Annotated in this window: 15 protein-coding genes, 1 pseudogene and 1 riboswitch; of the genes and pseudogenes, 12 read left to right on the top strand and 4 right to left on the bottom strand. The window is 31.7% G+C overall.

Going from position 1 to position 15,296, the window contains the following annotated elements; all coding sequences use genetic code 11:
- Nucleotides 1-96: 96 nt before the first annotated feature.
- From SSP_RS00535 to gtfB, 5 genes are all read left to right on the top strand, one after another.
- A complete protein-coding gene (locus tag SSP_RS00535) occupies nucleotides 97-1,044 on the top strand; it encodes a glycosyltransferase family 2 protein (protein ID WP_011302108.1) in 948 nt (315 codons plus the stop codon).
- 1 nt (nucleotide 1,045) lies between these two features.
- On the top strand, nucleotides 1,046-2,548 hold the full coding sequence (locus SSP_RS00540) for a DUF6056 family protein (protein WP_011302109.1): 1,503 nt from the start codon (nucleotides 1,046-1,048) through the stop codon (nucleotides 2,546-2,548).
- 327 nt (nucleotides 2,549-2,875) lie between these two features.
- Nucleotides 2,876-3,064, top strand: coding sequence for a hypothetical protein (locus SSP_RS00545; RefSeq protein ID WP_002482057.1), 189 nt, complete (start codon nucleotides 2,876-2,878; stop codon nucleotides 3,062-3,064).
- 33 nt (nucleotides 3,065-3,097) lie between these two features.
- Nucleotides 3,098-4,603, top strand: a complete 1,506-nt coding sequence (gtfA, locus tag SSP_RS00550; protein ID WP_011302110.1) for an accessory Sec system glycosyltransferase GtfA — start codon at nucleotides 3,098-3,100, stop codon at nucleotides 4,601-4,603.
- Entirely contained in the window at nucleotides 4,596-5,921 is a 1,326-nt protein-coding gene (gene gtfB, locus SSP_RS00555) for an accessory Sec system glycosylation chaperone GtfB (protein WP_011302111.1), read from the top strand. The genes gtfA and gtfB overlap by 8 nt, the downstream gene beginning before the upstream one ends.
- A gap of 320 nt (nucleotides 5,922-6,241) precedes the next feature.
- A riboswitch (SAM riboswitch) is annotated at nucleotides 6,242-6,355 on the bottom strand.
- Between the two features lie 66 nt (nucleotides 6,356-6,421).
- Here gtfB and SSP_RS00560 read toward each other — a convergent pair.
- The gene (locus SSP_RS00560; RefSeq protein WP_011302112.1) at nucleotides 6,422-6,889 is read right to left on the bottom strand and encodes a helix-turn-helix domain-containing protein; all 468 of its coding nucleotides are present in this window, start codon (nucleotides 6,887-6,889) and stop codon (nucleotides 6,422-6,424) included.
- Nucleotides 6,890-7,092: 203 nt separating this feature from the next.
- Between SSP_RS00560 and SSP_RS00565 the strand changes: the two genes are divergently transcribed.
- Nucleotides 7,093-7,320, top strand: coding sequence for a DUF3955 domain-containing protein (locus SSP_RS00565; protein ID WP_011302113.1), 228 nt, complete (start codon nucleotides 7,093-7,095; stop codon nucleotides 7,318-7,320).
- 213 nt (nucleotides 7,321-7,533) lie between these two features.
- Nucleotides 7,534-8,298 (top strand): 2,4-dienoyl-CoA reductase, encoded by a 765-nt coding sequence (fadH, locus tag SSP_RS00570; RefSeq protein WP_011302114.1) that lies wholly within the window; start codon nucleotides 7,534-7,536, stop codon nucleotides 8,296-8,298.
- Between the two features lie 236 nt (nucleotides 8,299-8,534).
- Here fadH and SSP_RS00575 read toward each other — a convergent pair whose 3' ends face one another.
- Complete coding sequence (locus SSP_RS00575) at nucleotides 8,535-9,041, bottom strand: TetR/AcrR family transcriptional regulator (RefSeq protein ID WP_011302115.1); 507 nt, start codon at nucleotides 9,039-9,041, stop codon at nucleotides 8,535-8,537.
- A gap of 405 nt (nucleotides 9,042-9,446) precedes the next feature.
- A complete protein-coding gene (locus SSP_RS13345) occupies nucleotides 9,447-9,938 on the bottom strand; it encodes an acyltransferase family protein (protein WP_108866149.1) in 492 nt (163 codons plus the stop codon).
- Between the two features lie 402 nt (nucleotides 9,939-10,340).
- On the opposite strand from SSP_RS13345, the gene SSP_RS00580 reads away from it, so the two are divergent.
- From SSP_RS00580 to SSP_RS00590, 3 genes are all read left to right on the top strand, one after another.
- Nucleotides 10,341-11,057 carry a transglycosylase family protein gene (locus tag SSP_RS00580; RefSeq protein WP_011302117.1) on the top strand — a complete coding sequence of 239 codons (717 nt, stop codon included), beginning with the start codon at nucleotides 10,341-10,343 and terminating at the stop codon, nucleotides 11,055-11,057.
- Between the two features lie 537 nt (nucleotides 11,058-11,594).
- Entirely contained in the window at nucleotides 11,595-12,344 is a 750-nt protein-coding gene (locus SSP_RS00585; RefSeq protein WP_011302118.1) for a transglycosylase family protein, read from the top strand.
- A gap of 317 nt (nucleotides 12,345-12,661) precedes the next feature.
- Nucleotides 12,662-13,240, top strand: a complete 579-nt coding sequence (locus tag SSP_RS00590; protein ID WP_011302119.1) for a dihydrofolate reductase family protein — start codon at nucleotides 12,662-12,664, stop codon at nucleotides 13,238-13,240.
- Nucleotides 13,241-13,347: 107 nt separating this feature from the next.
- Here the strand turns inward: SSP_RS00590 and SSP_RS00595 are convergent, their stop codons facing one another.
- Nucleotides 13,348-14,244, bottom strand: coding sequence for a VOC family protein (locus tag SSP_RS00595; protein ID WP_011302120.1), 897 nt, complete (start codon nucleotides 14,242-14,244; stop codon nucleotides 13,348-13,350).
- 182 nt (nucleotides 14,245-14,426) lie between these two features.
- Between SSP_RS00595 and SSP_RS12720 the strand changes: the two are divergent.
- Nucleotides 14,427-14,726 (top strand): annotated as a pseudogene (locus tag SSP_RS12720) (MurR/RpiR family transcriptional regulator); the annotation flags it as partial.
- Between the two features lie 46 nt (nucleotides 14,727-14,772).
- A complete protein-coding gene (locus tag SSP_RS12725) occupies nucleotides 14,773-15,213 on the top strand; it encodes a MurR/RpiR family transcriptional regulator (protein WP_077461024.1) in 441 nt (146 codons plus the stop codon).
- Nucleotides 15,214-15,296 lie beyond the last annotated feature (83 nt).

Consider the following 15,296-nt stretch of genomic DNA (forward strand, 5'->3'; position numbering starts at 1 on the left):
TGAAAAAATAGATACTACATTCTACTTTTAATATTGTATAATATGAAATATATTAATATTTATATAATTAAAATCGAAAGAGGAGCACTGTATTTTATGATTAGAATTTTAATTCCATGTTTTAATGAGGCATCAGTGCTAGAACAAACATATGCCAAATTAACTGAAATTATGCAACGAGATAGTATCAGCAACAATTATAAATATGAATTGCTTTTTATAGATGATGGAAGTAAGGATCGCACACTAGCCATTATTAAAGCATTAGCACAGCGAGATCATGCGGTAAAGTTCATATCATTTTCAAGAAATTTCGGAAAAGAATCTGCAATGTATGCTGGATTATGTGCGAGTACTGAAGCGGAAGCATTAGTTATATTAGATGGTGACTTGCAGCACCCGCCAACCCTTATTCCACAGATGATTGCTCATTATAGAGATGGTGAAGACCAGGTTGTGGCAAAAAGAGATAGAACAGGTGAACACGTCATTCGCAAGACTGTATCTCAATTATATTATGCAGTAATTAATAAAATTGTAGATGTGGATTTAGAAGACGGCGTAGGGGATTTTAGATTATTGAGCCAACGTGCGATCAGAGAAGTAGTGAACTTAGGAGAATACAATAGATTTTCTAAAGGTTTATTTGCTTGGATTGGATTTGAACCTAAAGTGATTGAATATGAAAATGTTGTACGTGCCGATGGTGAGTCTAAGTGGACGTTTAGTTCTTTATTGAATTATGGCATAGATGGTCTCATTTCATTTAATAATAAACCGTTACGTGCCATTTTATACTTTGGTTTATTTGTGTGCGCGATGAGTTTCCTTTATATATTATTTAATTTTATTTATACAGTCAGTTATGGTGTTTCGACGCCAGGTTATTTCACAACGATTGTCGCAGTATTATTTTTAGGTGGTGTTCAGTTAACATCATTAGGGGTCATTGGAGAATACATAGGCAGAATTTATTATGAAGTAAAACAACGACCGCTCTATATCATACGCCAAACCAATTTAAGTGATTGCGAGGTGGACTGAAATGAGAGCTTTACATATAAATAAAATCCATCTAATACTTACAGGATTATTTATTTTTTATATACTAATGGCTATTTTTACGCCATTAACCCATGATGACTGGGACTGGTATAGTCAATATGGTATTCAAATGTTGCAAGAACATTTTGCTAATTTAAACGGCCGTTATCTTGGTAATTTGTTTGAAATTGTAGCAGTTCGATTTGACTGGTTTAGGTGGTTGGCGTATGCCGTATTTAGCATGTTGATCATATGGGTCATCAGTCAATTTGTTAAACATAAACAGACTTCTATCATTTGTTTAGCGGCATTTATTTTAATGGTGACAATGCCAAATGAAATCTATAAACAAACGTATGGCTGGTTTGCAGGATTTTATAATTATGTACCAGCAACGCTGTGTGTATTATTTATTCTATGGTTTATTGTAACGGTACTATTTTACCGGAACAGTCATAAACCAAGTACGAATATCATTTTTTATTGCGTGTGTTTTGGTGGTCAATTTTTCATTGAAAATGCAACATTATTTAATACATTAATCATAGCAATCGCACTTGTATTACATATATATTTCTATAAAAAAGCGTATCCTAAATTTGTTGTAGGATGGTTCATTTCTGCTTTAGGGACAATCATTATGTTTTTGAATCCGAACTATCGCAAAATATTTTTTGAAGGTAGCGATTATCAACAGGTCTCTAGTGATACGGGTATCGTTGATAAAGTTTATAAAACGGTAACAACCATATTGCCGGATTGGATTTTCTTTAATCAAATTGTGATTATTACGATAATCGTTGGTATCTTACTTGTTATGTTGTATAAAACACGACAAATGACGAAAACATATACAAGTAGATATTGGTTCATCGTATGTGGCTTAACGCTATTACCGATATATTATTTTTTTATTTTTAAACAATTTGAATTACAACATTTTCACATGATTACACTTACTAATATTTTAAATACTATGGTATGTTTTATCTTTTTGTGTGCATTGATCTTGGCTATCCATACGGTCATATCTCAAAAGGAAGTTCGATATACGCTTTACTTATTAATCGCGTCAATCATACTTGTGTGTGGTCCTTTAATCATCGTATCACCCATAGGTCCACGTAATTTTTACACAGTATATGCAATTTATGTTGTCATATTATTAATTTTACTTGCGCAACTGGAAGTGTTTAACAGGAAATCAGAAAAGTGGATTACTGGATTAGCTATCTTTTGTGCAGTGATGTATTTAGGGGTATTCTACAATATTCACGCTGCAAATGAAGCAAGAATTAGTCAGCTAAAAGAAGCCGTTCACGCAGATTCTAAGCAAAGAATTTATAGTATGGAAAAATTACCTTTTGAACATTATTTACATCACGCCACACCAACAAGTGCTAAGTATCAAACGTTATTTAATGAATATGAAGGCTTACCAAAAGATACGAAAGTGAAGTATGTGCCCTATGGCAGTATTAGTAACCAAAAACAATCAAAATAATATTGTTTTTAAGTACAACAAACAAAAGAAAAATCTTTTATCCGATTTTTCTGAAAATAAGTTTGCAATACGTCGCCAAAGATGGTTAATTAAAGGTATACTTGAAATAAGAGGCATGTAGCAGTAGTACTTGGGATTTATGTGGTTTAACTGAGCAACAAGTGCATGTAGCAGTAGTGTTGACACAATCGCATTTGGACGTGTTACTTCAAATTTGGGGCTAATCATCTACGTTTTAGATGATTAGATAGAGAGACAGTTATTTATGTATTGGACAATGGATTTGTTATGATTTGATTGTAGAAATTATAAAAAGAAGGTATTTATATGAGTGAAAAAGAAATTGAAGATCATGAACTTGAGCAATTGAATAAAGAAATTGAAGCGGAATTAAACGCATATGACGCTGATAAAGAATTCCAAAAAGAAAAGAAACAATTTTTAACGCTTACATTTATTTGTAAATTGATTATTGTGTTGTTAATGCTAATGGGGTTAGTGAAGTTATTTATATAGAGTCATAGACAAATGCATATAGAGGTGAAATAGGTGACAATCTATAATATTAATTTTGGGATTGGCTGGGCGAGTAGTGGTGTGGAATATGCACAACGTTATAGAGCGCAGTTATTGAGAAAATGTAATGAAACGATAAAATTTGTGTTTTTAGATTTTATTAAGAATGAAAACATTCAAACATTGACTGAAAATATAGGATTTAAAAATGAGGAAATCATCTGGCTGTATCAGTATTTTACAGATATTAAAATAGCACCTACAAGTGTGACTGTAGATGAAATTATCAAACCATTGTATTCAGAAATCACTAAAGTTGAAAATCAAGGTAAAACTCGAAAAATCCATTTTAATCACAATAGTAATTATTTAGTATGTTATTTAAAAAATGAAGATAGTGATGTTGTAGATAGAGTGGAATACATTTCTAGAGGCAAGTTGCTTAGGAGAGACTATTACTCTTATGTACGCGTTTTGTCTGAGTACTTTGCACCTGAGGATAATTCGGCCAAATTATATATGAGGTCCTTTTATAATGAGGATGGATCCATTGCATATAACGAATATGTTAATGATGAGGAAAGTATGTTTGTTTTTGAGGATAATATTCTGTACGGTAAGCAAGCATTAATAGCTTGTTTTTTAGAAAAATTGCATTTAACAGATAAAGATATGTTGATTGTAGATCGCTCAAAAGATATTGGACAAACGGTGTTGCAAAATAAAGGACCAGCACGCTTAGGAGTTGTGATTCATGCTGAACATTATAATGAATCGACAACAAATGATACATACATATTATGGAATAATCATTACGAATATGTGTTTATGAATGCACATGAGATTGATTTCTTTATTACAGCAACGGATATTCAAAATCAGTTGTTAGCACAACAATTTGAAAAAAATTATCATAGGAAGCCTAAAATTTATACAATTCCTGTAGGTAGTTTAAGTACGTTAGTGAAGCCAAATCGTAGAAAACCTTACTCAATCATTACAGCCTCAAGGCTAGCGACTGAAAAACATGTCGACTGGTTAGTAAAAGCCGTATTGAAAGCGAAAGCATCTGTTCCTGAAATAACATTTGATATCTATGGCGAAGGTGGCCAAAGACAATTATTAAGTAAACTAATTCAAGAAAATCATGCTGAAGATTATATCACATTAAAAGGACATGTTAATTTAAATCAAGTTTATCAAGATTATGAACTTTTCTTATCGGGTTCAACTAGCGAAGGTTTCGGTCTTACATTAATGGAAGCTATCGGTTCAGGTTTAGGTATGATTGGTTTTGATGTGAACTATGGTAACCCAACGTTTATTAAGCATCAAAAAAATGGTTATTTAATACCGATTGATTTAAATGAGGATAAAGAATCTGAAATTATAGATCACCTTGCTGAAGGTATTGTTAATTATTTCGATAATGACACAAGCCGATTTAATCAAGCTTCATATGAAATCGCTGAAAACTTTACCCAACCGGTTGTCGTACAAAAATGGAACAATTTGATTAGTGAGGTGCTATATGATTAATTTATTCGATGTTTTTGATAAAAAAGCCATTATCTTATATAAATCTTTTAAACATGCTGGTAAGCAACGCAAAACAATCGTTATTGAAGAAAATGGATTTTTACCAGATGATATATTAACACCTTACGCTTTTTTCGCGAATAATCCTGAAACAACTTCACAACCTTTATTTTTTAATGAAGTACCGATTCCAAGATTTTGGACGATAGAAGGTAATAATAATACTGCCTTTATCAAAAATTTAGATGAGGTGAAAGCGAGAATTATTTATAAAGCAAATTATAAACATAGAATTGTTGAACGTGTAGAATGGTTAAATAAACGCGGGCATACGCAATACATAGATTATTACAATAAAGTAGGTAAGCGATACGCACAAGTGGTATTGGACGCAAACTCACAAAAAAGCATTTTGAAAAGGTATTTTAACTATAATAATGAAGTAATGATGGTAGAAAATTTTGTGACTAATGACATCATGTTAACTTGGAAAAACAAAGCCTATTTCTTCCATTCAAAGATACAGTTTGTCAATTTTTACTTAGAAGTTGCGCAGCTTGAGTCTGAAAACTTTATGATTAATTCACTATCGATTTCTTCTGCCGTATTAAATGGTTTGTCTGAATATGGAAACGACTCTATTTTTTGGCAGGGAGATATTACGCCTGAAATTATGAAACATATGGAAAATGCACTGGCAAAAGAAAAACGAAATTTTAAAATTATTTTGCCTAGTCCTTCAGCGTATGAAAAAGTAATAGAGCTCATCGATGAACAATATAAAAATCGTATCTTCCAATCAGGATATGTTTATAGATTTGTGAAAGAGAATCGTCATTCTAATCAGGTATTAACTTTGACAAATTCAGACCAAATCCCGCATTTAGAAGAAATCGTACAAGCCCATCCAAATCTAGAGTTTCATGTTGCAGCTTTAACAGAAATGTCTATGAAGTTATTAAGCCTCAATAAATATGACAATGTAAATTTATATCCAAATGCCAAAAGGCAAAAATTTATTTCGTTATATAAATCATGTGATATTTATTTAGATATAAATAAAGGTAATGAAATATTAGATGCTGTAAGAGCGGCGTTTGATTACAATTTAGTCATCTTAGGATACAACGAGACATCTCACAATAAGGATGTTACGCCAGAGAACAATCTTTTTGAGGAAGTACAATTTGAGATATTAAGTAGTATATTGAGGGATATTGTTGCTGAACCATCTCATTTAGATCAAAGGTTGAGACAACAATGGCAACAAGCAAGTTCAATCAGCAAAGCTGAATTTATCCGTTCATTAGCGCAATAATTCATTTTATTACAGAACATAAAATTTTAAATAGGTTACCAATACCAGGAGATATAAAGGTATTGGTAACCATTTTTTTATTTATTTTTCTCTAGTATCACTTGTTTATAATCATTTATATCAATACGTCTCCAAATTTGCTTTTTAATGTCTTGAATATGTTGCATTTTATTCATATTACTCGCCATGTTTTTAGGTTGATACTATTCCCATTTTTCTAATTGTTTAAATAGTGTGTGTAGAGATCTCATAAAAATAACCGCCTTTTAATTTTTATAAATAAAATAGCCCTTCTTAGATAAGAAGAGCATCCACACAACTTCCCATCTTTCAACTCAATCGTCATACTGAGTTGTTGGATTTAGCACATCGCATATGACTGCTGTTGCTGGAGTTTCATAGGGCCAAGTCCCTCCACTCACTCTTAATAAGAGAACTATTTTATTTAAACATCATTATAGCAAATGAATGTAAAATGACAAACAAAGTCATACAATACACTATTTTCTTCGGCGTGCGTATTTATAGTAATTGATGAATATTAATACTAAATTGACCATACCAATGATTAAACCAGTTAATAATGAGAAAAATGCAAGAATAACTAGAAACCAGGGTTCTTGTAACACACCATCTTGAGAGACATGTGAAGGTAAACTTGTGAAAAGCAATGCGGATACTATAGCAATTAAGATAAATATCATACTTAATATACTTAAGCGAATGCGTTTCACAAACTTCGTATCATTAACTAATTTATCCTTTACCACAGAATTACCTAAGATTAAATCATCTAGAGATAAATTAAAGGTTTTGGCAATTTCTACTAACATTTCAATATCCGGTAAGTAACGATTATTCTCCCATGTAGATACAGTTTGTCGTGAAATATTTAATTGATTGCCAAATTGTTCTTGGGTCAGTTGATTTTCTTTTCGAATCATTTTAATTTGAGTGCCAAAATTCATATGTTAAATGTGTTCCTTTTAAATCGTATTTTGTTTATAAAAAGTGTGGTTAAGCGAACGCTAGTGATACTTTACATGCTCCGCAAGTTCACCTAGCGCGCATATTTTAAAATGCTAGCAATGCTTTCTTTTAAATAAAATAAGCTTATTCAATAATAGATGACATCAAGTAAATTTAAAAATTTAGGAGGCATAATAAGTTTATGAATAAAAAGTTATTTTTTGCAAGTATTATAAGTATTGTTTTAGGTGCATCGTTAGGGATTAGTTTTCTTTTAATTCCAAGTTATGTAAATGAAAATGGCATATTGAAAGAGCCTTGGTATTTAGTAGAATCTGGATTTTCATTTGTCATTATTGGAGGTTTACTCATGTTTTTTGCAATAGGTGGTTATTTATGTCACTATTTTGAAAATAAGATTCATAAATAGAGTGGTTTGAAATAGGAAATAGGCTGAGGCATGTTTAATGTTACAGCCTATTTTTTGAGCTTATGGTTCAAAACGTAGGGATTTTATATGGTAAATACATTCAAAACAGATGAATTATTATAAATTTGCAAGATATTTGTTATACTAATTGTAAGCGCTTACTAAAAATATTTAGACGCTTTAGTATAAATCGTTTTTAAAAGGAGAATGCACATGAATGGTAAAGTGATGATGGTGACTGGTGGAAGTAGTGGCATGGGCAAAGCAATGGCGCAAAAATTTGCTGAAGCGGGTGCAAAAGTGGTTATAACGGGTCGCTCATTGGAACGGTTAGAAGCGGCAAAAGAAGAAATAGAACAATATGAAGGACAAATTCTTTGCATAGATATGGATGTGCGAGATCCTGAAAGAGTGCAATATACAGTGGATAAAACAGTTGAAACGTTTGGCAAAATAGATGGTTTGGTTAATAATGCAGCAGGTAACTTTCTATGTGCAGCTGAAGATTTATCATATAATGGATGGCATTCTGTCATTGATATTGTCCTTAATGGGACATGGCACTGTACACAAGCTGTAGGAAAAGAATGGATTAAAAATGGTCAACGTGGACGTATTATTAATATGGTTGCGACTTATGCATGGAGAGCTGGTATAGGTGTGATACATTCAGCAAGTGCAAAAGCAGGCGTGTTATCAATGACTCGAACACTGGCTGTTGAATGGGGCTCTAAATATGGCATTAATGTCAATGCAATTGCCCCAGGGCCAATCGATAATACAGGTGGATCGGGAAAGCTAAGTTTATCAGAAGAAGCAAAACAACAAACGCTGGATAGTGTCCCACTTGAAAGGATGGGTCAACCTGAAGAAATCGCAGGTTTGGCAAAATTCTTAATGTCAGAGGATGCGAGTTATATTAATGGTGCATGTATGACAATGGATGGTGGACAATGGCTGAATCAAAATCCATTTTAAAGTATTATAAAAAGCCTATTCAATACAAAAATTGAATAGGCTTTTTAATTATGTTTATTACAAAAACTTTAATAAAGATAATCGGTGTGCAATGTATGTAGAGAGAAGACTGACTGATGTCTAAAGGGTGTCTAATCGCTTTAGAATTGGAATCATGACAATCTCATTTTATGAGTTTACTTAGATTGCTTTAAATAACGAAGTAAGTTCAGATTCAAAGGAAGACTTAAATTTTTCTATTGTTCCATATCTATGAATGAAGCAACATTAAGATACCAACTTTCTAAAAACATAAGAATCATTGTAGTGAATTCGTCTTTATTCACTGAAATTTCAATACTATTATAGTAATTTGCAATGTTAGTATCTAAGATTTGGTGAATATTTTTGATGTGTTGTAAAAATTCATCTTTGAACTGAAATAGTGCATAAGAAAGTTGCAAATAAAGGCGGATATATTTTTCGTCAATATTGAAAATAAAATCAAATAAAAATTGATGTAAGTTTTCAATTGAATATTGTGTATCCTCATGTGCTGCTTTTATAAAGCAGCTAAAATAATTAAAACATGAATTAATACAAGATCGATAAATTTCGTCTTTGTTTGCATAATGATAGTATAAACTTGCTTTTTTAATATCCACGCTACTCGCAATTCGGTTTAGTGTAGTTCCTTCATAGCCGTTTTCAGAAAATAAGGAGATAGCATTTTCGATAATTTGTTCTTTTACCTCTAGTTTCAATTTAGGTTTGAGCCTCCATCTATATCAAATATTGTCATATAAAAATTAATTCAAAACATAAATTATTTCAAGTATAACAGTAATCATTAATAAAATGAAAGCGATTGTATTAATATAGTGTGTGATGTGATTTGCAGAGAATTAATTTGTATGGTTAATTCGTTCTTAAGTATCAAATTAATTTTTGAATAGTACATAAATGAGATTAAATCTGTCTTGATTTATTAAAAAGTGCTAGGATGTGACAGGTTAATGAGGAAATATTATTTAGATAGGTGTGAAGCATACTAATCATATGTTCAAAATTTATTCACTTAAATAAATTTTTAATCTATATGGCTGCTTACCAATTAAAAATCTAAAAATGTAAAACTCACGAAGCAAAATGCCAACACCTACACATAATCATATGATAAAGAGCAATGAAATTGCTACAAAAATAATGGTAGCATTTTCAAAAGTGGAGGTGTAACTATATAAAGCGTCTAAAATAAGTGGATGCATTAAATAAATGAAAAACGAGAAAGTGCTGATTAAATTGATAGATCCATACATTATTGTCTTAAAATGGATGCATATACCAAGAAGTAGTAAAAACATAAATGTATGATACGAAGTAAGTGCATAAGTAAAGCTAGTCACATTCCAGAAATCGTGTTCTGTAAATAGTACGAAATAGGTAAAGGCAATGATAGCTAATGATAGAATGATAAATATATATTGATGTAAGAAATTTATCGTTTTTTCATAGTTAGCTCCGATGTATCCACCAAGAAAGAAGAAAAATAGCCAACCTAAAATGAATGTATTTTCACTTAACGGATAAATGGTATGGAACGTGTGTGCAAATGTCTCGGAATGGTTTAATAAATATAAAAATGTCGTTTGTAAAATAATAGTAGTTAATTAATAAAAGATATGTTGAGGTGTAATAACAACATATCTTTTATTTTTATAAGGCGAGATTTCTTTATTAACCATTGAAAAACATGTATAGTTGTCGCAAAAATTACATGAATATTACAAGATTTTATGGCTGAATTAAGTAACTCATGACTTTCATGATAGTTTTGAGTGGGTGTTTATGGTATATAAAATCCTATGGCGCGTGTCATTAGGATGTAAAAAAGTAAGGGGGTATTTTAATTTCGTTGTAACCTACATGCTATTTATGGATGTTATAGTGTTATTTGTGAGTCAGTTGAAAAAGTAAATTATCTATTTAAGGTAATTGAAATTCAACATTAAATCTTAAAAATAATAAAATCTAAAAATTATCTTCTGGGAGGATTATTAATAATGAAAAAAACAGTAGTAGCATCAACATTAGCAGTTGGACTTGGCGTAACAGGATTCGCAGCAGGAAATTCAGCAGACGCTTCAGAACAAGGCGTTGACAAAGCACAATTAGCACAACAAGCTCAAAGTAATCCAGAATCATTAAATGCAGCACCAGTTCAAGACGGTGCTTACGACATTAACTTTAACTATAATAATACTGACTATAGTTTCCAATCAGATGGTCAATATTGGACTTGGAGCTATGGACAAGGTTCAACTAATGCACCAGCACAAGAAACTGCTGAGCAACCACAACTAGTTGAACAACCACAACAAACTGAGCAAGCTTCAACTGAACAACCAGCACAAGAAGCTGCACCACAAACTGAAGAAACACAACAACCACAACAAGAAGCAACTACACAAACTACTTCAAGCTCAAATGAATCAACTTCAAATGAATCTAGTTCAAGTGAAGCTTCAGAAGGTTCATCAGTAAATGTTAACTCTCATTTACAAGCAATCGCGCAACGTGAATCAGGCGGCGACCTTAAAGCTGTTAACCCATCATCAGGTGCAGCAGGTAAATATCAATTCTTACAAAGCACATGGGATTCAGTAGCACCATCTGAATATCAAGGTGTATCACCAACAGAAGCACCTGAAGCAGTACAAGACGCAGCAGCTGTTAAACTTTACAACACAGCAGGCGCTTCACAATGGGTTACTGCATAAAAAATTAAGTGTAGTAATGAACTTAAGATAAATATTTAAAGCTGAGACATATATGTCTCAGCTTTTTTATTTATAAGTATATCAAGTTGGTCAGTCAATAGAATTCTTTTGAGATAAATTTTGTTGCGCAAAACGCAAATGTGCTGTTTAAAACGTATTTAGTAAAGTAGTTAATTTGAATGTTTTTAAATATATATAGTAAGCAATGTTAATGTTTTCTGGAGTGCAAATATATATCTTTTTTCACACTAATTACAAAACGATTACATCCACAAAAGTTTATAAATACACTACAAGGTGTACATGAAAGGATTTTTAGGTAGAAATTCCTGATTTGAGTGTAATATATAACGTAATTAGGATGTAAAAAAGAGCTTGTTTTTTTAACTTCACTGTAACCTACAAGCTTTTTATAGGTGTTATAGTAGGAAATACAAATTAGTTGTAAAAAGTAAACTTATTTATTGACGGTTGAAATTACAAGCTAATTTATTAAATTTTAAAAATACAAACAATCTCTTAGGAGGATTATTAATAATGAAAAAAACAGTAATTGCATCAACATTAGCAGTAGGACTTGGCGTAACAGGAATAGCAGCAGGAAATTCAGCAGACGCTTCAGAACAAGGCGTTGACAAAGCACAATTAGCACAACAAGCGCAATCAAATCCAGAATCATTAAACGCGGCGCCTATTCAAGATGGTGCTTATAATATCAACTTTAACTATAATAATACAGATTATAGTTTCCAATCAGATGGTGAAAACTTTAGCTGGAGCTATGGTGAAGGTTCAGGCGAAGGATCTAATGCTTCATCAGAACAAGCTACAGACAATAGTTCACAACAAACTGCTGAGCAACCACAACAAGTAGAACAACCACAACAAACTGAGCAAGCTTCAACTGAACAACCAGCACAAGAAGCTGCACCACAAACTGAAGCAACACAACAACCACAACAAGAGGCAACAACACAATCTGCATCAAGCTCAAATGAATCTAGTTCAAACGAATCAAGTTCAAGTGAAGCTTCAGAAAGTTCATCATCAGGTGTTAATGCGCACTTACAACAAATCGCGCAACGTGAATCAGGTGGCGACATCCATGCTACAAATCCATCATCAGGTGCTTCTGGTAAGTTCCAATTCTTACAAAGTACATGGGATTCAGTAGCTCCAGCTGAGTATCAAGGTCAACCAGCTGCTTCAGCACCAGAATCAGTACAAGATGCTGCAGCGCAAAAACTTTATGATACAGAAGGCGCTTCACAATGGGTTACTGCATAAACTGTAAGTCATAATTTTAAAAATAAAGTATAAAAATTAAATTAACATGATAAATTTGGTCCCGGCTTCTTAATAAAGAAGTCGGGTTTTTTGTATAGTTAATTGTTGGTTTTAATTTTTAGGTAGGATATGGATTTTTGAATTTGTTCATTCAATTGAGTAAGAAATAAGATGACAATAGTACTAAGCAGCTTGGATTTTACTTCAATGTTTTTAATGGCATATCTTTGAATGATTAAATATGCAAATGGGTAATGATGTAGTAATACTTGGTTACATTTAGCTATAATAATTCAAATTAGGGAGTGATGATGAATATGAGAAAACTTATAGTATTTTTGCATAGTACGCTAGATGGTTTTGTAGAGGGTCCTAAAGGTGCAATGGACATCGGTTGGGTTGCCTATAATGAAGAATTGGAAAAATTTGCGGATGATGTACTGAGTAATACAGATACGATTGTTTGGGGACGTAAGACATATGAAATGATGTATGATGATTACTGGCCGACGGTACCATCTGATGAAAATGCAAATGAGCACGAATTGAATCATGCTCAATGGATTGAAAATGTTGAAAAAGTTGTATTTTCAAAAGCATTGAATCATGTAGAATGGAGTAACTCAAAATTGGTGAAAGATCATGTTGAAGAAGAAATTAATAAATTAAAACAGCAAGAAGGCGGAGATATTGTCGTGTTAGGCAGTCCAAGATTTGCACATTATTTAATGCAACTTAATTTAGTGGATGAATATAAAATAACAATATCGCCTACTTTAATAGGTAAAGGATTACCGTTATTTCAAAATATTCATGATAAAGTTGATCTCAAACTAATAAAGAGCGAGACATTTGAATCCGGTGCGTTAGGATTAAATTATCAAGTTTTAAATTAAATGAAAAGAGAGTAAATCGTTAACCAATATATTGAATCGGTTTGATGATGTTACTCTCTTTTTTCTATAGTAGTGAGATGGTTTTTACAGACGCTATCGTTTAATCATTACTCACCGTGATATGCTTTTTCTAAAGTAGCGATGTCGAATTTTTTCATTTTCAGAAAAGCTTCTGTGACACGTTTAAGTTGTTCAGGAGAATCATGTGCCATCATTTCATCCACATGTTCAGGGACAATTTGCCAAGATACGCCAAATGGATCTTTTAACCAGCCACATTGTTCTGCTTCAGGGATAGTGGATAATTTCTCCCAATAGTCATCAATTTCACCTTGATCCTCTAAGGTAACCATAAGTGAAATGCCTTCATTAAACTGATAGCCATAATCATAAGCACTATCCATGCATGTGAACCATTGATTTTCAATTTTAAAACGTGCATGCGCCAACTGAGAAGTTTTATTTGGTTCAAGACCCTCAGGATAATAGAATTTATCGCCTGGTTCACTATTTTTAAATACCTTGTTATAGAAATGGATGGCTTCTTCGGCACGTCCGACATTTTCATTCATAAACAATAGTGTGGGTTCTATGCGATGTGTAATAGGATCATTAGTGACTAATAATTGCCAAGATACATCGTACTGATCTTGTACCCATCCGTACCTTTCGCTAAAATCATATTGATTTAATGGCATGATTGCTTTTCCATTTTCAACTAATTTATTATAGACCGTTTCTAATAATTCAATTTCAGATTTTTTAAAGAGAACAGTGAATGAAATGGAAGGGTTTTTTACGAAATAAGGGCCAGCGTTGATAGCCATAAAACGAAAATTAAAGATATTAAAAATTAATTGTTGTGCATCTCCGGAAGGTGTATCTTGTAATGTGACTTTTTTAATAATTTCTGTTTCTGGGAAAACATTTTTATAAAAATCGATAGCTTGTTCAGCTTTAGTATCAAACCATAAATGTGGCACAATTTTTTGATTACGCATCATGTCATCTCCTGTATTTTTATATAGATGTTATTCTTTTACTCTTTTTTAGAATGTAAAATGCCATTTTAGACTATAATAAATAACGAAGACACTGATAAAATTGAATCGATAATATAGAAAGGAGAAGTCAAAGTGATTATTGAGGTATTACAATCAATTGATAATTTAACAAATACAGAAAAAACATTGCAAATTATATTATAGAAAATCCATTGAAATTTAAACATATGTCTACAGAAGAGTTGGCGAAAGTAACGTATTCTAGCCCGGCTACCATTGTGCGCTTAAGTAAGAAAACAGGTGCTAAAAATTATAATCATTTTAAAATTTTATTTCTTGAAGAATACTTAGAAACAGAAAAGCTAGACGAATTGTTAGAAGCTGAACCATTAAATAAAAAGAGCAGTATAACTGAAATTATGCATATGTTGCCTAATCTATATGAACATGTGCTAAAAAAAAACAAAGTTTTATATAGATGAACGTCAATTAAAATCCATAGCGAACAAGCTGAAACTAGTTGAGAAAATTGACGTATATGGTTTGGGCATTAGTTACAGTTTGGCACAACAATCAACTTTTAAATTTCAATCTATTGGTATCGAAAGTAATAGTTTCGATGGTATAAATGAACATTATATTTCTAATTTAAAAAATACGGATAAGAAAATAGCGATTTTGATATCAATTACTGGGCAAAATCCTACAATTATTGAAATAGCAAAGTATTTAAAAGCACGTGGTATATATACGATAGCTATTTCATCATCGATAAATACAGAATTAGGTCAAGTTTGTGACCAAATATTTAAATTTAGTGATGATAAATTGATTTTGAGTATGGAAGTATTACCAATTATTATTTCTGTACAATATGTCATAGATATTTTATTTTCAATATTATTAACACATAAATATGATCAAAACATTGAAACATCTTTAAATGTGATTAAAAATCCATTTGCATAAAATGAAATCTATTTTCATTTATGGATATTCAATAGTGATAAAAAATGAAAATAGCAATCAATTTCGCCCTTACTTATGTAAGG

The sequence above is a fragment of the Staphylococcus saprophyticus subsp. saprophyticus ATCC 15305 = NCTC 7292 genome (genome assembly GCF_000010125.1).
Taxonomy (GTDB): domain Bacteria; phylum Bacillota; class Bacilli; order Staphylococcales; family Staphylococcaceae; genus Staphylococcus; species Staphylococcus saprophyticus.